This is a genomic window from Klebsiella sp. JB_Kp004 (assembly GCF_040065795.1).
Taxonomy (GTDB): Bacteria; Pseudomonadota; Gammaproteobacteria; order Enterobacterales; family Enterobacteriaceae; genus Klebsiella; species Klebsiella quasipneumoniae.
Window position 1 is genome coordinate 55,488 of the sequence record NZ_JBEAKW010000046.1, and the last position, 19,485, is coordinate 74,972.

At 57.1% G+C, this 19,485-nt stretch carries 22 protein-coding genes; 11 read left to right on the top strand and 11 right to left on the bottom strand.

Translation table 11 applies throughout. The features are described from left to right. Positions 1-233: 233 nt before the first annotated feature. Positions 234-1,451, top strand: coding sequence for a diguanylate phosphodiesterase (locus ABLX76_RS20560; protein WP_262962838.1), 1,218 nt, complete (start codon positions 234-236; stop codon positions 1,449-1,451). Between the two features lie 20 nt (positions 1,452-1,471). On the opposite strand, the gene ABLX76_RS20565 is transcribed toward ABLX76_RS20560, so the two are convergent. The 3 genes from ABLX76_RS20565 to ABLX76_RS20575 all read right to left on the bottom strand — a co-directional run bounded on the left by ABLX76_RS20565 (position 1,472) and on the right by ABLX76_RS20575 (position 3,182). After that, positions 1,472-1,984: a 2-oxo-tetronate isomerase gene (locus tag ABLX76_RS20565; protein WP_023289595.1), complete on the bottom strand. Its 513-nt coding sequence runs from the start codon at positions 1,982-1,984 to the stop codon at positions 1,472-1,474. 168 nt (positions 1,985-2,152) lie between these two features. Beyond that, the gene (locus tag ABLX76_RS20570) at positions 2,153-2,626 is read right to left on the bottom strand and encodes an Hsp20 family protein (RefSeq protein ID WP_023289594.1); all 474 of its coding nucleotides are present in this window, start codon (positions 2,624-2,626) and stop codon (positions 2,153-2,155) included. Positions 2,627-3,038: 412 nt separating this feature from the next. After that, positions 3,039-3,182 carry a hypothetical protein gene (locus tag ABLX76_RS20575; RefSeq protein ID WP_274729130.1) on the bottom strand — a complete coding sequence of 48 codons (144 nt, stop codon included), beginning with the start codon at positions 3,180-3,182 and terminating at the stop codon, positions 3,039-3,041. Between ABLX76_RS20575 and ABLX76_RS20580 the strand changes: the two genes are divergently transcribed. Together ABLX76_RS20580 and ABLX76_RS20585 are read left to right on the top strand one after the other, a co-directional pair. Further along, positions 3,163-3,219, top strand: a complete 57-nt coding sequence (locus tag ABLX76_RS20580) for a YnaM/YnfT family protein (RefSeq protein ID WP_274729131.1) — start codon at positions 3,163-3,165, stop codon at positions 3,217-3,219. The two genes, ABLX76_RS20575 and ABLX76_RS20580, sit on opposite strands and share 20 nt — an antisense overlap. Before the next feature lie 340 nt (positions 3,220-3,559). Beyond that, positions 3,560-4,231 (top strand): SOS response-associated peptidase, encoded by a 672-nt coding sequence (locus tag ABLX76_RS20585; RefSeq protein WP_087849195.1) that lies wholly within the window; start codon positions 3,560-3,562, stop codon positions 4,229-4,231. A gap of 79 nt (positions 4,232-4,310) precedes the next feature. On the opposite strand, the gene ABLX76_RS20590 is transcribed toward ABLX76_RS20585, so the two are convergent. After that, positions 4,311-4,847 (bottom strand): GNAT family N-acetyltransferase, encoded by a 537-nt coding sequence (locus tag ABLX76_RS20590; RefSeq protein WP_087849194.1) that lies wholly within the window; start codon positions 4,845-4,847, stop codon positions 4,311-4,313. 206 nt (positions 4,848-5,053) lie between these two features. Between ABLX76_RS20590 and ABLX76_RS20595 the strand changes: the two genes are divergently transcribed. Beyond that, positions 5,054-5,947 (top strand): LysR family transcriptional regulator, encoded by an 894-nt coding sequence (locus ABLX76_RS20595; protein WP_087849193.1) that lies wholly within the window; start codon positions 5,054-5,056, stop codon positions 5,945-5,947. Here ABLX76_RS20595 and ABLX76_RS20600 read toward each other — a convergent pair. Further along, entirely contained in the window at positions 5,942-6,544 is a 603-nt protein-coding gene (locus tag ABLX76_RS20600; RefSeq protein WP_348875199.1) for a LysE family translocator, read from the bottom strand. The genes ABLX76_RS20595 and ABLX76_RS20600 overlap by 6 nt on opposite strands. Positions 6,545-6,574: 30 nt before the next feature. Between ABLX76_RS20600 and ABLX76_RS20605 the strand changes: the two genes are divergently transcribed. After that, positions 6,575-6,739, top strand: coding sequence for a hypothetical protein (locus ABLX76_RS20605; protein ID WP_348875201.1), 165 nt, complete (start codon positions 6,575-6,577; stop codon positions 6,737-6,739). Positions 6,740-6,792: 53 nt separating this feature from the next. Here ABLX76_RS20605 and dcp read toward each other — a convergent pair whose 3' ends face one another. Continuing rightward, on the bottom strand, positions 6,793-8,838 hold the full coding sequence (gene dcp, locus ABLX76_RS20610) for a peptidyl-dipeptidase Dcp (protein WP_348875202.1): 2,046 nt from the start codon (positions 8,836-8,838) through the stop codon (positions 6,793-6,795). A 130-nt stretch (positions 8,839-8,968) separates the two neighbouring features. Here dcp and ydfG point away from each other — a divergent pair, with 130 nt between their 5' ends. Continuing rightward, positions 8,969-9,718 (top strand): bifunctional NADP-dependent 3-hydroxy acid dehydrogenase/3-hydroxypropionate dehydrogenase YdfG, encoded by a 750-nt coding sequence (gene ydfG / locus ABLX76_RS20615; protein WP_023289559.1) that lies wholly within the window; start codon positions 8,969-8,971, stop codon positions 9,716-9,718. Positions 9,719-9,809: 91 nt separating this feature from the next. Next, positions 9,810-10,496, top strand: coding sequence for a GntR family transcriptional regulator (locus tag ABLX76_RS20620; RefSeq protein WP_004206025.1), 687 nt, complete (start codon positions 9,810-9,812; stop codon positions 10,494-10,496). Positions 10,497-10,547: 51 nt separating this feature from the next. Here ABLX76_RS20620 and ABLX76_RS20625 read toward each other — a convergent pair whose 3' ends face one another. The 4 genes from ABLX76_RS20625 to ABLX76_RS20640 form a co-directional block, all read right to left on the bottom strand. Further along, positions 10,548-10,979, bottom strand: coding sequence for a universal stress protein (locus ABLX76_RS20625; RefSeq protein ID WP_048334875.1), 432 nt, complete (start codon positions 10,977-10,979; stop codon positions 10,548-10,550). Between the two features lie 268 nt (positions 10,980-11,247). Then, positions 11,248-12,711 carry a fructuronate reductase gene (locus ABLX76_RS20630; protein ID WP_348875205.1) on the bottom strand — a complete coding sequence of 488 codons (1,464 nt, stop codon included), beginning with the start codon at positions 12,709-12,711 and terminating at the stop codon, positions 11,248-11,250. Between the two features lie 269 nt (positions 12,712-12,980). After that, positions 12,981-14,264 (bottom strand): MFS transporter, encoded by a 1,284-nt coding sequence (locus tag ABLX76_RS20635; protein WP_277475494.1) that lies wholly within the window; start codon positions 14,262-14,264, stop codon positions 12,981-12,983. Between the two features lie 114 nt (positions 14,265-14,378). Beyond that, positions 14,379-14,741 (bottom strand): YnfA family protein, encoded by a 363-nt coding sequence (locus ABLX76_RS20640; RefSeq protein ID WP_072140454.1) that lies wholly within the window; start codon positions 14,739-14,741, stop codon positions 14,379-14,381. A gap of 108 nt (positions 14,742-14,849) precedes the next feature. On the opposite strand from ABLX76_RS20640, the gene ABLX76_RS20645 reads away from it, so the two are divergent. Next, complete coding sequence (locus ABLX76_RS20645; protein WP_004206035.1) at positions 14,850-15,191, top strand: DUF1283 family protein; 342 nt, start codon at positions 14,850-14,852, stop codon at positions 15,189-15,191. A 66-nt stretch (positions 15,192-15,257) separates the two neighbouring features. Further along, positions 15,258-15,818 carry a spermidine N1-acetyltransferase gene (speG, locus tag ABLX76_RS20650; RefSeq protein ID WP_004206037.1) on the top strand — a complete coding sequence of 187 codons (561 nt, stop codon included), beginning with the start codon at positions 15,258-15,260 and terminating at the stop codon, positions 15,816-15,818. Here speG and ABLX76_RS20655 read toward each other — a convergent pair. Beyond that, positions 15,812-16,522: a YnfC family lipoprotein gene (locus tag ABLX76_RS20655; protein ID WP_044522806.1), complete on the bottom strand. Its 711-nt coding sequence runs from the start codon at positions 16,520-16,522 to the stop codon at positions 15,812-15,814. The two genes, speG and ABLX76_RS20655, sit on opposite strands and share 7 nt — an antisense overlap. 101 nt (positions 16,523-16,623) lie before the next feature. Here ABLX76_RS20655 and ABLX76_RS20660 point away from each other — a divergent pair, with 101 nt between their 5' ends. Next, entirely contained in the window at positions 16,624-16,893 is a 270-nt protein-coding gene (locus tag ABLX76_RS20660; protein WP_004206039.1) for a DUF1161 domain-containing protein, read from the top strand. 150 nt (positions 16,894-17,043) lie between these two features. Next, a complete protein-coding gene (ynfE, locus tag ABLX76_RS20665) occupies positions 17,044-19,479 on the top strand; it encodes a selenate/tellurate reductase subunit YnfE (protein ID WP_348875208.1) in 2,436 nt (811 codons plus the stop codon). Positions 19,480-19,485: the final 6 nt, after the last annotated feature.

Consider the following 19,485-nt stretch of genomic DNA (forward strand, 5'->3'; position numbering starts at 1 on the left):
GGAGTGAGCGGCCTGATTCCCCCTTTTGCATTGTAAATGAGAAAAAGATAGCTAAACCTCAGATTCCCTGTAGAGTGAAGGTAATCACAAAGTGAAGCTCCCGTTCCGCGTAGCGGACATCACGGTTGGTTAAATGTCAGAAAAAACAGCCTCCTTCTTCGAGGGTCCGGCCATACCTCCCTCAATACGCGCTGTGCGGACCATCACGCGCTGCCGCAGCGACCGGAATGATTATGCTAACCACCCTGATATACCGCAGCCAGGTTAATCCTGCCCGCCCGCCCACCGATCTCGACGCTTTAATTCATCGCGCCAGCGGGAAAAACATGCCTCTTGGCATCACCGGTATTCTGCTGTTTAACGGCCTGCAGTTCTTCCAGGTGCTGGAAGGAAGCGAGGAAGATCTTGAGTCGTTATTCCACGAGATACAGAGCGATCCGCGCCATCGCGACGTGGTGGAACTGATGCGCGACTATTCGGCCTACCGTCGTTTTCACGACACCGGAATGCGCCTGCTGGATCTTCGTCTTTTCGAAGCCGGAAGCGCGCTTGAGGAGCTCCTGCGCTTTAGCTCGTTTGGGGTCACCGAGCCGGTCAACGACCGGATGTTCCGCCTGATTAGCGCCTTTATCGCCGACGGTGGGCGCTATTGTCTGCCTGAGCCGCTGCAGCCTTCTCGCTGGACGATGATGCCTGCCCCGGCCACTGCCACCGCGCGCCACCTGCCCGATCAACCTTGCCAGTTTGCCCTGCAGGCCATCGTCGAGCCGGCCAAAAAGCGGGTCTCTTCCTTTGAAGCGCTGATCCGCAGCCCCACCGGCGGATCTCCTGTAGAGATGTTTGCCGCCATCCCGGCGGAGGATCGCTACCGTTTCGACCTCGAGAGCAAAGCGTATGCCTTCTCTCTCGCTGGTCAGTTACCGCTTGGTAAACACCAGCTGGCCATTAACCTGCTGCCCGGTTCGCTGTATAACCACCCTGACGCCGTAGGCTGGCTGATGAACAGCCTGCTGGCGGCCGGCCTCCGACCGGACCAGGTGCTGATAGAGGTTACCGAAACGGAGGTGATCACCTGCTTTGACCAGTTCCGCAAGGTGCTCAAAGCGCTGCGCGTCGCGGGCATGAAGCTGGCCATCGACGACTTTGGCGCGGGTTACTCCGGCCTGTCGTTACTGACCCGCTTTCAGCCCGATAAAATCAAAGTGGATGCGGAGCTGGTGCGCAATATTCATATCAGCGGCGCCAAGCAGGCGATTGTCGCCTCGGTCGTGCGCTGCTGCGAGGATTTGGGCATCACGGTGGTGGCGGAAGGCGTCGAAACCCTGGAAGAGTGGTGCTGGCTGCAGTCGGTGGGCATTCGCCTGTTTCAGGGGTTCCTTTTCTCCCGACCGTGCCTGAACGGCATCGGGGAAATTTGCTGGCCGATAGCGCGTCAGGCAACGGATCTGTAAGGCCGCGGTAGTCGGCAGCGTCACTGCCAGTGGGGGAGCTTTTCACCCAGCGCCGCCAGGGCGAAGCGCACCGCTTTCGCCACCACTGTCTCGCAGTCGCCGGTAAAGCGCAGCCGTTGAGTTTCGATCTGGCCGCGAAAGTTCCAGGCAAACCATACCGTGCCGGCGGGGGTACCATCCTCTCCCCCCTCCGGTCCCGCATAGCCGCTGATGGCGATGGCGATGTCGGCCCCGGCTATCGCCAGCATACCGCTGGACATCTCCTTCACGCACGCTTCGCTGACAGCGCTGTGTTCCGCCAGGGTTTCCGCGCGCACCTGCAGCACATTGCGCTTGGCTTCATCGCTGAAGGTGACCACGCCGGTATCATAAAAGGCCGCAGTATCAGCCTGAGCACAGAGCGCAGCCGCCAGATTGCCGCCGGTGCAGGATTCCGCAGTGGTGAGCCGCCAGCCGCGCGCGATAAGCGCCCGGGCCACCTCGGCGGTCAGTTGATGAGTATGTTGTGCGTCTTTATCGATCTCGTCAGCCATTCTCACTCCTCGCCGAATTTGAAAAGTATCACCGCCTCACTGCCCTGTTAACAGGATAGCATAGTGATTTCTCTCGTCGCCTGGAGGCCGTTTACGCCATCTTGAGTGGATAAAATAAAGGCCCGCAGCGCGGGCCTTGAAAGGAACTACCTCGGCACAGAAGCGGAATCACACTTTGTGTTCGATCACCCGCCCCTGGTTCTCAATGGCAATTTTGCGCGGTTTTTCGCTCTCGGGGATCTCCTGATGGATAGCGATTTTTAAGATCCCGCTCTCCAGCTGCGCCTGATTAATCTGGGCGTGTTCGGGAAGCGAAAAACTAAGCTGGAAATCAGCCCGGCGAATGCCTTTATAAATCCAGCCCTGGCTGTTTCCGGAATGATTTTCGGTTTGCGCGCGTTTACCGGTAATATGCAGATTACCGCCTACGGTCTCTATTTCCAGTTCATCATCTTTCCAGCCAGGCACGCTGACGCTGAGCAGGAAATTACTGTCATCCACTTTCTGTAAATCGTAGGCTGGTAAGGTCCCCACCGGCGTATCGCCCGTTAACTGGCTGAAAAGACGGTCGATACGGTTAAAGCGATCGGCAAAAAGGGAATCAGCAAATACCGGGAGTGCTGACAAGGTTTTGAGTGCCATAATTAACCTCCTGAATATCCATTCAAAAGCTCAACATAAAGGCAAGCATTGCTTGTCCGCTTTATAAAATAATAGCTAAAGCGCGTTTTTCAAGACCTGAAATAAAAAAATTTTTTCGTCAGTCACAGAAACAAATAACCAGGTCAGGTGGCAAAGTGACCCCCGCCAGACGGCGGGGGCTGGGGTGCTTCTGAGTCCCATAACTGATGCTGTTTAACATTCAATAAACAGAAGCGTCATGTATATATTACTTGTTCAAGGGGATGTCAACGCCCGAATCGCGCCCCCTCACCCGTCGCCCTGCAATAGCGCCACGAGAAATGCGGTTCCCCTGACGATCGTTTCGCCAGCTGCGGCGACCTCGACATCACATTGGCCTCGCTGGCGCCAGTTGGAAGACACTGGCGAAAATTTACGCCGTCAGGGAAGGAACCTTTCTCATCCCTCCGTGCCTAATAACCTGCATACGCACTTTCTGAGGCATCACTATGACCGGCATTTTTATCTCTACCACCCTGTTCGCCCTCTTCGCGTCGATGTTGATCGGTCTGGGGATGGTATGGAAAGGCATCTCCAACAACCCGGATAACTAATCCTTTTTGGACGCCGTTGCCATTCACCTGATGCAGCGGCGGGTCAATACACCACCCTCTACCCCATCCACACTTCTTGTTCAGGCGACAAATGCTCAGTATTTGCGCCCGCGAACCCTTTTGCGAAATAAAAATTCACATGGCGAATGTGTAACTTCAATTAATATAGTTCAGGCCAGAATTAAGGCCTGCAATGTAGGCAACTTAACTAGTATGTGCCTAAGCGTCAGCTATAAGCCTGCGAAAAGAATTCACAATCGCATGATTTCAAAATCATGTCTAACCGCGCCCCTTCCCTGCTGAACTATACTTTCCTTCAGATATCTGGCTGGAGGTGGCGATGTGCGGACGTTTTGCGCAAGCGCAGACGCGTGAAGCATACCTGGCGTTTCTCGCAGAAAAGGCCGAACGCGATATCCCCTGGGACCCGGAGCCCATTGGGCGGTATAACGTCGCGCCAGGGACAAAAGTGTTACTCCTGAGTGAAAGGAATGAGCAACTCCACCTCGATCCCGTTCACTGGGGCTATGCGCCGGGATGGTGGGATAAATCACCGCTGATTAATGCCCGGGTTGAAACCGCTGCCACCAGCAGGATGTTCAAACCGCTGTGGCAGCACGGGCGGGCGATCTGTTTCGCCGATGGCTGGTTTGAATGGAAAAAGGTCGGAGGCAAAAAGCAGCCCTACTTCATTCAGCGAAAGGATGGCCAGCCGATATTTATGGCCGCTATTGGCAGCACCCCCTTCGAACGCGGGGACAGCGCCGAAGGATTTTTGCTGGTGACCGCTGCCGCCGATCGCGGTCTTGTCGATATACATGACCGCCGGCCGCTGGTCCTGACGCCGGAAGCCGCCCGGGAATGGATGAGGCAGGATCTCACCGGCGCGGAAGCGGAGGAGATTGCCAGGGACGGAAGCGTCTCCGCCGACGATTTCACCTGGCACGCGGTATCGCGGGCGGTCGGCAATGTGAACAATCAGGGGCCAGCGTTAATTGAGCCAGTAGAGTGAGCGCCTAACTCTGTGGCCGATCCCCCGCCTGATGCGCCGGCTGCGGTGCGATCCAGCCTTGCCAATAAGCCCCCGCGGGTTATCCCGACTGGCTTAACCACTCGCTTAAGGTCAACGAATAAAGCAGACTCGGCGGCGCATTTTCTATATCGGCAATCTCGTTGATGAACCTCAAGCCTGCTTTCTCGAGCACTTTTCGCGAGGCCAGGTGATTCGCCCTCACCACCGCTGAAATCTCCGTGAGTTTGATCGCCTCGAAGCCATATCTTACCGCCGAGGTCGCGAGGTCGGTGGCCAGCCCTTTTCCCCATGCCTCAGTTGCGAATCGATAGCCAAGATTGTTGAGGATGACATCGTTATAGCGACGAATAGTTAAGCCGCCAAAGCCAATGATTTTTTTCGGAGCATCACGCGCCGATATGGCCCAGTTGCCAAACCCGCGATCGTGCCAGTGGGCAAGCCAGCGCTGGAGAACCGTACTGGCATAGTCAATATCCGGGTAGGGTCCTGCGGGGTTAAAGGTATTAGTCGCCGGATCGCCATAAATTCGGTAAAGATCGGCGACATCTTCAGCCATGACTGGGCGAAGACGCAGGCGATGAGTCTCAATATGCAAACGTATCTCCTTGACGAGTGAGGTGGCCCGCGACGCTTCGCGAACCCTCCCTGCCGTGGTGGATGCCTGGGACTTGTTCAAGCGGACCTGAGAAGCGCGATTAAACAGATACTTCCGGCAATAAAAATAGGATATGTTAATCCGGAAACGGGATCCCCTTTTGTCGGCGCCACGCATATCGTTACCGAGTGAAAACAGGACTGTAAATGATCGATGACATCCGCTACCTGATAGTCTTTGCCAAAATTGTCGAGAGCGGTTCTGTTTCAGGCGGCGCCGCGGCGTTAGGGTTGTCGACCGCAACAGCAAGCGCACATTTATCCAGGCTTGAGAAAAACCTTAACAGCGCTTTGCTCTACAGAAATACCCGAAAGCTTTCTCTAACACAAGATGGCGAAAGTGTGCTGGAGACCGCAAGGTCGATGCTCGAGCTTTATGAAAAAGGCGTCATTGAGTTTAAGCAACGTTCGGTATCCACAGCCGGTAAGCTGCGTATTTCCATACCTGCCGTTTTTTTAAACAGCCCATTCACTCACCATCTTGCAAATTTCATTAAAGAGAACCCGGATATTGCTCTGAGCATTTCTTATAGTGACCTGCGCGAGGACATTATTGCCGACAGTATTGATGTCGCCTTTCGCATTGGCGAGCTCCCCGATAGCGCTCTCAAGGCACGGCACCTGTTTGTTCTGCCGCGAAAGCTGGTGGCAGCAAAGGGCTTTCTCCTGCGCTATCCCCCCATTGATCATCCCGCTATGCTTGAATCAATGCCGTGGATTGGGCTGACGATGAGGGAGAATGTGCGCGAGTTCAGACATCGCAACGGCGAACAGGCGATAATAAAGTATACACCCGGCGTGTATGTCGATAGTGTTGAGGCCGCCTATGCCCTTGCCAGGCAACAAATTGGCCTGGCCGCTCCGCCGCGTTTTCTCTGCGAAGAGGATATCCGCCGCGGCGACATGCAGGAACTACTTCCTGACTGGTCATTAGCCCCGCTAAAAGTGTATGCCCTATGGCCTGGCAATATTTCAGTTAGCGGCGCGGCCTATAAACTGATTAATTATATCTATAATGCCATTGAACATCAGCCGCTATGAATAGGTAATATACTGCGAATACAGTATATAACCCGCAGTCATGCACAATAATCCGCCCATCACCAGATTAAACAGGCGGATCTGTGCTCTGCTTTTGAGAATCGCTGACATTTTATCACCGAATATCGCCCAGGCCGCCAGGGACAGATAGCAGACAAAAAAGTAGATGATAATAAATAGCGATATACTCAGGCGCGACGAGGGTTCAGAAAACAAGGCGACGCCAGAGGCACAGGCAGCCCAGGCTTTAGGATTGAGCCATTGCATTAAAAAACCCTGCGCAAACCCCGGCGCCTGTGCTTTTTTCAGTGTCCATTCCGGATGTGAAGTAGCAATTTTATAGCCCTGAAACAAGATAAATAACGAACCAACGATATTCAGATAGCTAAAAAACCAGGGGGACGTTGCGATGGCCGCGTAGAGTCCAAAACTAATAAAGACCAGTAACAATGTAAAACCAATAGTGGCGCCCGAGACGAAAGAAAATATTTTTCTGAATCCATGCGCAGCGCCGGAAGAGATAATAACCATATTAACCGGACCTGGCGAAAATGACAGGGCCAGCGCAAACATAAGCATAGTAACGATCAAAACCATTTATTTATCCGTTTTCCAGGGAGAGATATCGTGGCAGGTGGTTTTATTACCACCTGCATGACGTTATTGAAAGACTACCTCGATATCGCAACGGGATTAAGTGGCTTTTATCTAAATGTGTATTTGATTATTTTCGCGCTATTTCTCCTGACCGGCGTCTGGCGCAATCCCCTGCGATCAAAGCACGGCCAGTGAAAAGCGCCTGATAAGGAAAACACCCTATCGATCGCTTCTCACCGCCCGATGGCCTATGCGCTCAACCCGCGATTTTTCAGCATCGGCTCAATCTGTGGATCGTGCCCGCGCCACTGGCGATACAGTTCAGCTAAATCAGCGCTATTGCCGCGAGATAAAATCGCGTCGCGGAAGCGCTGACCGTTCTCACGGGTCAAACCGCCCTGCTCCACAAACCACTGATAGCCGTCGTCGGCCAGCATCTGGGTCCACAGATAGGCGTAATAGCCTGCCGCATAGCCGCCGCCGAAGATATGGGAGAAGTAGCTGCTGCGATAGCGCGGGGGAACGGCCGCCAGATCGAGGTGTTCTTCCCGGAGCACCCTCTGCTCAAATGCATCCACCTCGTCCGGAAATCCGGTGGTCGACAGCGTGTGCCAGCGCATATCAAGCAGCGCGGCGGCTAGCAGCTCGCTCATGTCATACCCTTTATTGAAGGTTGCCGCACGCAACATATTGTCGCGCAGCGCCTCCGGCATCGGATCTCCGGAGCGATAGTGCTTCGCATAGTGGGCGAATACCTGCGGATGGCTGGCCCAGTGTTCGAAGATTTGCGACGGAAACTCGACAAAATCCCGCGGGGTATTGGTCCCGGAGAGGCTGGCATAGCGCTGGCTGGCGAACAGTCCGTGCAGGGTGTGGCCAAACTCATGGAACAGGGTGATCACCTCATCCCATGACAACAGCGCGCTCTGTCCGCTCTGCGGCCGGGCATAATTGCAGACGTTGTAGATAACCGGGCGCTGCTCCCGCAGGGTCGACTGTTCGACAAACACGTCCATCCAGGCGCCGCCGCTCTTTGAATCGCGCGCGAAATAATCACCGTAAAACAGCGCCATCCCTTCGCCATTGTGGTCGAAGATCTCCCAAACCCGCACATCCGGATGGTACACCGGGATGTCAAAGCGTTCCACGAAGCGGAGCCCAAAGAGCTGCGATGCCGTCCAGAAGACGCCGTCCTGCAGCACGCGCTCGAGGGCAAAATAGGGTTTGAGCTGTGCGTCATCAATGGCATAGGCAGCCCGCCGCACCTGCTCGCTGTAGTAGAGCCAGTCCCATGCCTGCGCGCGAAACTCCCCGCCTTCGTTGTCGATCACCTGCTGGATGTTCGCCAGCTCACGTTCCGCCCTCGCCCGCGCCGCCGGCGCGATCTGACGCATAAAGCCCAATGCCTCCGCCGGAGAAGCCGCCATTTGATCGGTCAGCGCCCAGCTGGCGTAATTTGCCGCCCCCAGCAGTTCCGCCTGCTGCGCGCGGATCGCCGCCAGCCGCAGCACCAGACTACGGGTATCATGCTCATCGCCCTGTTGATTGCGCGTCCAGCCGGCGGCGAAGAGATTCTCCCGCGTTTGCCGGTCGCGCAGCGCAAGCAGCTGCGGCTGCTGGGTGGTGTTGGTCAGCGTCAGCAGCCAGCGATCGCCGAGCCCTTTTTCCCGCGCCGCGTCGGCCGCTGCCGCTATCTCCTCATCGGTCAGGCCATCCAGTTGATGCCGGTCATCGACCACCAGGCCACCGCTTTTCGCCGCCCCCAGCAGCCGCTGCTGGAACTGACTTTGTAAAGTGGCCGCTTCGGTGTTCAGGGCGCGCAGCACCGCCTTCTGCGCCGGGGCCAGCGTTGCCCCGGCGTGAACAAAGCGTTGCCATGTCAGGGTCAGAAGACGCCGGGATTCGTCGTCAAGCGAGAGCGTCTCGCGCTGCTCGTAGACGCTGTTCACCCGCTGGAATAAAGCCTCGTTGAGCCAGATGTCATTCCCCAGCCCGGCGAGCTCGGCGGAAAATTGTTCATCCAGTGATTGCAGATAAGGGTTGGTATGGGCGCTGGCCATGGCGAAAAAGACCCGCGTCACCCGCGCCAGCAGCTGTCCGCTCTGCTCCAGCGCCTCGAGCGTGTTGGCGAAACTGGCCGGCTGCGGATTGTCGATAATGGCGCGGATCTCCTCGCGCTGCTGCCGGACGCCCTCATCAAACGCCGGCCGATAGTGACTGTCTTCAATCAGATCAAACCGCGGCGCCTGGTAAGGCAACAGACTGACGCTAAAAAAGGGGTTTTGTTCGGACATCTTTCTCTCCTGTACAGGCTTATCCTGTAAGATTAGGCTTCTCCTTAAGGGGTCGCAATGATTTCCGTTACCGGTCGCCGCCTGTGCGTGCTATGGTATGAAAACACAAAAAGCGTTGAGGAACAGTAAGATGATTATCATGGTCACCGGCGCCACTGCCGGTTTTGGTGAAAGTATTACTCGCCGTTTTGTCGCTAACGGTCATAAAGTGATTGCGACCGGACGTCGCGAAGAGCGCCTGAAGACGCTGAAAGACGAGCTGGGCGATAATCTTTATATCGCGCAACTGGACGTTCGCAACCGCGCCGCTATTGAGACGCTGATTGCCGACCTGCCCGCCGAGTGGCAGGCAATCGATGTGCTGGTGAACAACGCGGGTCTGGCGCTCGGTCTGGAGCCGGCGCACCGCGCCAGCGTGGAAGACTGGGAAGATATGATCGACACCAATAATAAAGGGCTGGTGTACATGACCCGCGCCGTCCTGCCGGGCATGGTGGCGCGCAATCGCGGCCACATCATCAACATCGGCTCCACGGCAGGCTGCTGGCCTTACGCCGGCGGTAACGTCTATGGGGCGACCAAAGCCTTCGTCCGTCAGTTCAGCCTCAATCTTCGCACCGACCTGCACGGCACCGCAGTGCGCGTCACCGACATCGAGCCGGGCCTGGTGGGCGGCACCGAGTTCTCGAACGTCCGCTTTAAAGGCGATGACGCCAAAGCCGGTAAAACCTACGAGAACACCGAAGCCCTGACGCCGGAAGATGTGACCGAGGCGGTCTGGTGGGTGGCCACCCTGCCGAAACACGTCAACATCAACACCCTGGAGATGATGCCGGTGAGCCAGAGCTTTGCCGGACTCAGCGTTCACCGCCAGGGCTAACCGTCAGCCACCCGGCCTGCTGGCCGGGTATGGGCGGAACCGCAAAAAACGCGTAAAATAGTGCGCATAACCCCATAAAAAGTAACCATCAATGGCCGCAGAATCGCAACTGAATCCGACGCAACCCGTCAATCAGCAAATTTATCGCATCCTCCGCCGGGATATCGTTCACTGCCTGATCCCGCCTGGCACGCCGCTGTCGGAGAAAGAAGTCTCCGTGCGTTTTGCGGTATCTCGTCAGCCGGTGCGCGAGGCCTTTATTAAGCTGGCGGAGAATGGACTTATCCAGATCCGTCCCCAGCGCGGCAGCTACGTCAACAAAATTTCCCTGTCTCAGGTGCGCAATGGTTGCTTTGTCCGCCAGGCGATTGAATGCGCGGTGGTCCGCCGTGCCGCTGGCATGATTAACGATGAGCAAGTCTATCAGCTGGAGCAGAATCTTCATCAGCAGCGTATTGCCGTCGACCGTCAGCAGTTAAACGACTTTTTCCTGCTTGATGATGAATTTCACCAGAAGTTGTCAGTTATTGCCGATTGTCAGCTGGCCTGGGATACGGTGGAAAACATCAAAGCCGCTATTGACCGCGTGCGCTACATGAGCCTCGACCATGTCTCCTCCCCGGAGATGCTGCTGCGCCAGCATCATGAAATTTTCACCGCGCTGGAAAAACGCGACGCCGAGGCGGTCGAGAAAGCCATGAGTATTCATTTGCATGAAATCAGCGAATCCGTGCTGTTGATCCGCCAGGAGAATCGCGACTGGTTTAGCGAAGAGTAAGGACCAGACGGCTGCGAAATAAGGCAGACGCAGCCGTCGTAATGGAAAGGATTATCTGACCACCAGCACCGGCGTTTTGGCGTAGCGCAAAATGGATTCGGCGTTGGAGCCCAGCAGATGGGTGGAGATCCCCGGTTTGCGGGAGCCAATCACTATCACATCGAACGCTTCGTTGTTACTGATAGCCAGAATTTCATCGCGCACGTTACCAAAGACGACCCGGGTATGGATCCGCGACATCGGTATGTCGAACAGTCGCGCCACCTCGCGCATCTTTTTCTCCGACTCTTCCTGCATATAGGCTTCGAATTTACGAATATCCGCCGTAAACCCGCGTAATAACGAACGGCTGCTGTTCGGCAGAACGTTGAGCAAGGTGATTTCGCCATTTTCCGCCGACGCGAGAAATTCCGCGTGACGCACTGCCTTATCGCTTAAATCCATTTCAAAAACATCAACAGGCAATAAAATCTTTTTATACATGGCCCGCACTCCTTTTCCAGAGAAAGTGATTTTTCAATAACTTAACTATGCCATTTTTGCGGTGAATGACCAGCCTTTATTCGGAAAAATAACAGCTAATTATCTTTAGTAAATCAGGGAAATATAGAGTTATGTAAGGACATTGCGGTCGATCATATTTTTAGTCTGCTAAAAGCGATCGACAGCAAAAAAAGATATATCAGCGGAACCGTGCGGAAACAGCAGAAGAGCCGGTGTCGACCCCATGACCGACACCGGGAATAAACGATTATTGCGCCTCAGCCCATGCGGCAACGGTGGCTTTGGCCCCCTGACGCTGCAGCGCAACATAGGCGCGGGTCACCGCCGAGACGAACCGCGCTTCCTGCGGCAGCTCACGGCCGAAGATGGCCTCAATGCCCAACAGCGCTTTGACGCGCGCTTCGCCATCGGCGCTGGCGGCTACCGCCTCCTTGATCACCGGCAGCAGCGGATCGCAAATTTCGATCGCCTGGCCGGCGTCGTCAACACCGCCGACATAGCGCATCCAGCCCGCCACGCCCAGCGCCAGCAGCGTGAAGTCATGCTGGTGCGCCAGGTGCCAGCGTACCGAGTCCAGCATGCGCTGCGGCAGCTTCTGGCTACCGTCCATGGCAATCTGCCAGGTACGGTGTTTGAGCGTCGGATTGCAGTAGCGGTCAATCAGCAGACTGGCATAGTGTGACAGATCCACCCCCTGCACTTTCAAGGTCGGAGCCTGCTCGTCCAGCATCAGCGCCAGCGCCGCGCGGCGGTAGTTGTCATCCTGCATACAGTCGTTGATATGCTGATAACCGGCCAGATAGCCGAGATAGGCGAGGAACGAATGGCTGCCGTTGAGCATCCTCAGCTTCATCTCTTCGAAAGGCACCACATCGGCGACCAGCTCCGCCCCCGCTTTCTCCCACTGTGGACGTCCGGCGACAAAGTTATCCTCAATCACCCACTGGCGGAAAGGCTCACAGGCCACGCCAGCCGGGTCGCGCACGCCGGTCAGCTGTTCAATTTTATCGAGGGTTTCCGCCGTCACCGCCGGGACAATACGGTCCACCATGGTCGACGGAAAGGTGACATTCTGTTCTATCCATGCGGCGAGATCCGCGTCCAGCGCCCGGGCGTAGGCGCAGACGACGTTGCGCATCACATGACCGTTTTCCGGCATGTTATCGCAGGACATCACGGTAAAGGCCGACAGCCCTGCCGCCCGGCGACGCGCTAAGGCCGCCACCACCACGCCCACTGCCGATTTCGGCTGGCGCGGGTTAGCGAGATCGGCGGCGATCAGCGGGTGATCGAGCTGCAGCTCGCCGCTGGCTGGCGAATGGCAATAGCCTTTCTCGGTAATGGTCAGGGAGACAATGGCCACCTGTGGCTCACACATCGCCGAAAGCACGGCCTCGAGACCATCGACCTGGGCGTGCAGCGCCTGCTTCACCACCCCGACCACGCGCGCGGTCCACGCGTCGGCGGACATTTCTGCCACGGTGTACAGCAGATCCTGCTGCCGGAGATCGGTGATCTGCTGCTCGCCGCCAATCAGGTTGACTTCAGTGTAGCCCCAGTCGCTGCCGTGCTCGCTGGCCAGTATATCGGCGTAGACCGCCTGATGGGCGCGGTGGAACGCGCCAAAACCCAGATGGACGATACGGGGAACCAGCGCGCGGCGATCGTAGTCCGGCTGTATGGCGTTAGCGGTTAAGAGGGTGTTTTCCATGATGACTCTCGTTGTTATGTGGCTCATCAACCATTCTCTGGGAGAACTCTCGAGGAGAATGCCTTTGTGCCTCAACCATCTCACGCAATTGGTATAACATCTTTGATTTCTGTCAACTACCATACAAGAAGCTTTTGCCGGGTTGTGGTCGCTGGCGAGCGATCACAAAATCTCTGGGATGGCAGGAGAAAATCCGCCGCGAAGCGGTAAGAGAAGATGGAACATGGCGCAGGCCGCGCCTCCTTGCGGGCCTGTTGCTTCCTGGTCGGTTAATCGATGCGGGTTTTGACGATAAAGAAGTAGCACAGCGCCCCGGCGAAGGTCACCCCGGCGGCGATCACCAGCGCCAGATTGAAAGAATGGGTGGTATCCACGACCCAGCCGGTGACTATCGGCGCGAAGGAGGCAAACACAAAGCTGCCAAAGTTCTGGATCGCCGCCACCGACGCCACTTTATGCTCCGCCACCAGCACCTGTACCAATCCCCAGGCCGAGGTGCCAGCGAAATGGACGCAGAACAGCGCCATAGAGATAAATGCCACCGCCTGGGTCGGCGTGGACGATTGCACCACCAGCAGCGTTCCCAGCGCCGACAGCACCAGACCGGCAACGATCGCCGTTTTGCGGGTTTTCGCCAGATCGTAGCCTCTGCGCGCCAGGGCGTCGACCACCAGACCATTGACCCACATCCCCACCGCCGCGGCGAGGAACGGGATCGCCGCCACCCAGCCGGTGCGCGCCAGGCTTAACCCCTGCTGAGCCTGCAAATAGCCGGGCAGCCAGGCGATATATAGCCAGCCGGTATAGTTCACCCCGGAGAAGCCGAGGATCATCCCCCAGGTGGTACGCCGTTTAAACAGCGCCAGCCATTCGCTCAGTTTCAGCGCCGGCCGGGCCGCCTCCTCGCTGGCCAGATAGCGTTGCTCCTCCTCCTGGAGGGTAAATTGCCGCCGGTTACGGTATCCCACATACCAGCACAGGCCGACCAGAATACCGGCCAAACCAATCACCACAAACATTGTCCGCCAGCCCCAGGCCAGCTGCATGATGACCAGGGCCGGCGGGGCGATGGCTTGCCCCAGCACCGTCGAGGAGTTAAATATCCCCACCGCCGTGCCGCGCTCTCTTTGCGCATACCAGTCGTTGATCGATTTCACCCCGGCGGGCATAAACGGCGCTTCACCGATCCCGAGGCCAATGCGCAGCAGAATAAAATGCGAGAATGAATTGACCATCCCGGTCAGGGCCTGCATCGCAGACCAGAATATCAGCCCGGCGCCCAGCACAACCCGCGGTCCGAGGCGATCCAGCAAAATTCCCGAGGGCAGTTGCGCGAAGCCATAGGAGAGAGAAAAAGCGGAGAGCAGCACCCCGAACTCGGTGGCGCTCAGACCCAGATCGGCGCGTATCGCCTCCCCGGCGACGCTCAGGGAAGAGCGGTCAAGAAAGTTAACGATCCCGGCGATAAACAGCAGCGTCAGGGTGATCTTCTGCACCCGACGGATGCGCAGCGGCGTCGCGCCCGCCTGTGGGGCAAATATCTCAATAGCCATCGTGATTCCTTACAGAGTCATAACCCAATATGATGTCTGATAAGTAAGGCAACAGGTCGACTACCATACAAGAATTAGGGTTTAAAAAAGTGGCAGGGATCACACAAGACGGGCTTACGCTCGTCCCCAGCCCGCCACGATGATCAGCATGCCGCACAGGGCGATGGCCGCGCCCGCCCAGTCATAATGGGTTAATTTGACCCCATCAACGACCCGCAGCCAGAGCAATGCCGTACAAACGTAGACGCCACCGTAGGCGGCATATACCCGCCCGCTGGCGGTCGGATGGAGCGTCAGGAGCCAGACGAACAGCCCCAGCGCCAGGCCGGCGGGGATCAGCAGCAGCGGCGTGGCCCCGCGCTTTAACCATAGCCACGGCAGATAGCAGCCGACGATTTCACACAGGGCGGTGGCAAAGAACAGCAGCGTTGTTTTGAGCATTAAAAGATTCGTAAAAGAGACAAAGCGTTGAACTATTCTACGCGATAATAGCCCTTTCCCTACGCTGTTTCGTCGGCTATGCCCGGCAAAAGAGCTGTAGTAAACTTAACCTGAGGGTTAACCCATCACTTAAAGGAAACCGTGATGAACATGACACTGAACAAACGCTGGTGCCTGACCGCCATTCTGGCGTTAAGCGCCGTCGTCTATACCTCCAGCTCGTTCGCGGCCACCGACCGGCTGGTGATTGAGTCCGGCGACAGCGCGCAAAGCCGTCAGCAGGCGTCGATGGAAAAAGAGCAATGGAACGACACCCGCAGCCTGCGCCAGAAGGTGAACAAACGGGCGGAAAAAGAGTGGGACAAAACCGATGTCGCCTTTGACGCGCAGGATAACTGCCAGAAGAGCGCCAACGTCAATGCCTACTGGGAACCAAACACCCTGCGCTGCCTTGACCGCCGCACCGGCCGGGCGATCAATCCCTGAGCACGCTGGCGCCTGCGGGCGCCGCCTTTCAGTCCCCTCTTTTCCGCTTTGACCACAGGAATTCCCATGACCGACGCGCTACACGTCAGACTCCGCCCCCTTGAGCGCGAAGATTTGCGCTTTGTTCACCAGCTCGACAACAACGCCAGCGTGATGCGCTACTGGTTTGAAGAGCCCTATGAAGCCTTCGTTGAGCTTTCCGATCTGTACGACAAGCATATTCACGATCAAAGCGAGCGTCGCTTTGTGATCGAATGCAATGGCGATAAAGCCGGACTGGTGGAGCTGGTGGAAATTAACCATGTGCACCGCCGGGCCGAATTTCAGATCATCATCTCACCCGACTTCCAGGGAAAAGGCCTCGCCACCCGCGCCGCGCGGCTGGCGATGGACTATGGCTTTACCGTGCTCAATCTGTATAAGCTGTATCTGATTGTGGATAAAGAGAATGAAAAAGCGATCCATATTTACCGCAAGCTCGGCTTTATGGTCGAGGGTGAACTGATCCATGAGTTTTTCATTAACGGCGAGTACCGCAACACCATCCGCATGTGTCTGTTCCAGCATCAGTATCTGGCGGAACACAAAACGCCGGGCCCGTCTCTGCTGAAGCCGACGGCTCAGTAATAATCAATGCGGTTTTTAATCGTGTAGTGACGGGTCAGCGGCGGCTGGACGCTTTCATCGATCACCTGCAGCTCACAGCTCAGCGGATTGTCATGGCGATCGTAGTCGCAGGTCTGGCGCACCGTGCCCAGCGTGCGGTCGTTGAAGGTGCTGATGGCGGTATAGTCCATTTTCTTGCGCGGATCCTTCGACGGCGTGGAGGCGACGGTAAATCGCTCCTCTTTGGCGGTGGTGGTTTTCCCCAGCGGATAGCCATCGCTGTCGTAACGGTAGGTGGCGGTAGTCTCTTTGCCGCGGGCGCTGATAATAAAGCCGTTATCATCCGTTTCCCAGCTCACGCCGGTGGCGGGCATCTCCGCCAGCTGACATTTCCCCTGCAGACGCAGCCGCTTTTCATGGGTGCGGCCATCGACGTAATAGTTGGCGTCCAGCAGCAGCGTGGCGCCGGTGTTATTCTCCACATCCTCCAGCGTCAGCAGATCGAAACATCCCTCTTTTGACAGCTGCGCGCTCACCTTCTTGACCACCACATCGTGTTCGTCCAGTAACGTCTGGCTAAAATCCTTCACCGGACCGCGCAGCGGATCGAACTCAAACTCATTGGAAAAACTCGCCATCTCCGGGGTGAAGGCTTCAGGGGCGCTTTCGCGGTCGCACGCCGTCAGCAGCAGCGCTGCCGGGATCAGCCAATACAGTCTTTTCACAGATGATTCCTTTTGTGTACATCCAATCATATTAGCAAATACAATTGTTTACACCAGTTCTGCTATGCTTAAATCTGGATACCATCGATAAGGAGCGTAAGATGAAACTATCCCTCTGGACAGGCGCCGCGCTGCTGCTGTGCTCCACGACCGTGCTGGCGGCCCCCGACTCCTGTGAACGGGTCAAAAATGATATTCAACAGAAGATCATTAACAATGGCGTACCGGAAACGGCCTTCAGTCTGGCCATCGTGCCAAACGACCAGGCGGACCAGCCCGGCGCTCAGGTGGTGGGTCATTGCGCCAACGACACCTTCAAAATCACCTACACCCGTAACAGCGACAGTCCCGCCGAAAACGACGCTCAGTAAACCCGCCTCGCTTTCAAACGAAAGATCTTATCCCTGCATTGACCAGGGATAAGATCTGCCGGCTACCCATAACGTATTATCGCTCACCCCGGCGTCTGTTAATGACGCGGCGGCCCTTCTCCGCCCAGCATAACTATCATGGAGTGAGCAATGTCGAATCAGGAATCTTCCGGCGGCGTCACCCGACGCGCGCTACTTAAATCCACAGCCCTCGGTACTCTGGCGCTGGCCGCCGGCGGGCTTCCCCTGCCCTTTACGCTGCGCAGCGCCGCGGCGGCGGTACAGCAGGCTGCCGGCGACAACACCCGGATTGTCTGGGGCGCCTGTTCGGTCAACTGCGGCAGCCGCTGCGCCCTGCGGCTGCACTTGCGTGATGATGAAGTGGTCTACGTGGAAACGGATAACACCGGCGACGACCGCTACGGCGATCATCAGGTCCGCGCCTGCCTGCGCGGGCGTTCGATTCGCCGGCGCATCAACCACCCGGATCGCCTTAACTATCCTATGAAGCGCGTCGGCAAACGCGGAGAAGGCAAATTTGAGCGTATCAGCTGGCAGGAAGCGCTGGATACCCTTGCTGACCGTCTGAAACGCGTCGTCGCGCAATATGGCAACGAAGCCGTGTACATTAACTACTCATCAGGAATCGTCGGCGGGAACATGACCCGCTCCTCGCCTTCCGCTTCGCCGGTGGCGCGGCTGATGAACTGCTACGGCGGCTCGCTTAACCAGTACGGTACCTACAGCACCGCGCAGATCGCCTGCGCCATGCCCTACACCTACGGCAGTAACGACGGCAACAGCACCTCGGATATTGAAAACAGTAAGCTGGTGGTGATGTTCGGCAACAACCCGGCGGAAACCCGCATGAGCGGCGGCGGCATTACCTGGTATCTGGAACAGGCCCGCGAGCGCTCCCACGCGCGGATGATCGTTATCGATCCGCGCTACACCGATACCGCCGCCGGTCGCGAAGATGAGTGGATCCCCATTCGCCCCGGCACAGACGCCGCGCTGGTCGCCGGTATCGCCTGGGTGTTGATTAACGAAAATCTGGTGGATCAGCCGTTCCTTGATAAATACTGCGTCGGCTACGATGAGAAGACGCTGCCGGCCGGGGCGCCGGCAAACGGCCACTATAAAGCCTATATCCTCGGCGAGGGCGACGACGGCGTCGCCAAAACGCCGCAGTGGGCTTCGCGTATCACCGGCATCCCCGCCGATCGCATCATTAAGCTGGCGCGCGACATCGGCATGAGCAAACCGGCCTACATCTGCCAGGGCTGGGGGCCGCAGCGCCAGGCCAACGGCGAGCTCTCCGCCCGGGCGATCGCCATGCTGCCGATCTTAACCGGCAACGTCGGCATCAACGGCGGCAACAGCGGCGCCCGTGAATCGACCTACACCATCACCATCGAGCGTCTGCCGGTGCTGGAAAACCCGGTGAAAACCGCCATCTCCTGCTTCACCTGGACCGACGCCATCGCTCGAGGCCCGGAGATGACCGCCACCCGCGACGGCGTGCGCGGCAAAGAGAAGCTGGATGTGCCGATCAAGTTCCTGTGGAACTACGCGGGCAATACCCTCATCAACCAGCACTCCGACATCAATAAGACCCACGAGATTCTGCAGGACGAAAGCAAGTGCGAAACCATTGTGGTTATCGACAACTTTATGACCTCGTCAGCGAAATACGCCGACCTGCTGCTGCCCGACCTGATGACCGTTGAGCAGGAAGATATTATTCCCAACGATTACGCCGGCAATATGGGCTATCTGATTTTCATCCAGCCCGCCACCTCGGCGAAATTTGAACGCAAACCGATTTACTGGATCTTAAGCGAAGTGGCGCAACGGCTCGGCGACGATGTCTACCAGCGTTTTACCGAGGGACGTACTCAGGCGCAGTGGCTGCAGCATCTGTACGCCAAAATGGTGGCGAAAGATCCGGCGCTGCCGGCCTACGATGAGCTGAAGCGAATGGGCATCTACAAACGCAAGGACCCGAACGGCCACTTCGTCGCCTATCGCGACTTCCGCCGCGATCCTGAAGCGCATCCGCTCAAAACCCCGTCCGGCAAAATTGAGATCTACTCCAGCCGGCTCGCCGAGATTGCCGCCCGCTGGCAGCTGGAGAAAGACGAAGTCATCAGCCCGCTGCCGGTCTATGCCTCCACATTTGAAGGCTGGGACGATCCACTGCGCAGCCAGTATCCGCTGCAGCTGTTTGGATTTCACTATAAGGCGCGCACCCATTCCAGCTACGGCAACGTGGACGTGCTGCAGGCCGCCTGCCGTCAGGAAGTGTGGATCAACCCGCTGGACGCGGAAAAACGCGGGATTAAAAACGGCGATCTGGTGCGGGTGTTCAACCAGCGCGGCGAAGTCCGGCTGCCGGCGAAAGTGACGCCACGCATCATGCCGGGCGTGTCGGCGATGGGCCAGGGCGCGTGGCACGACGCCAATATGGCCGGGGACCGGGTTGACCATGGCGCCTGCATGAATACCCTGACCACCCATCGCCCGTCGCCGCTGGCGAAAGGGAATCCGCAGCATACCAACCTGGTCGACATCGAGAAGGTTTAAGGAGTA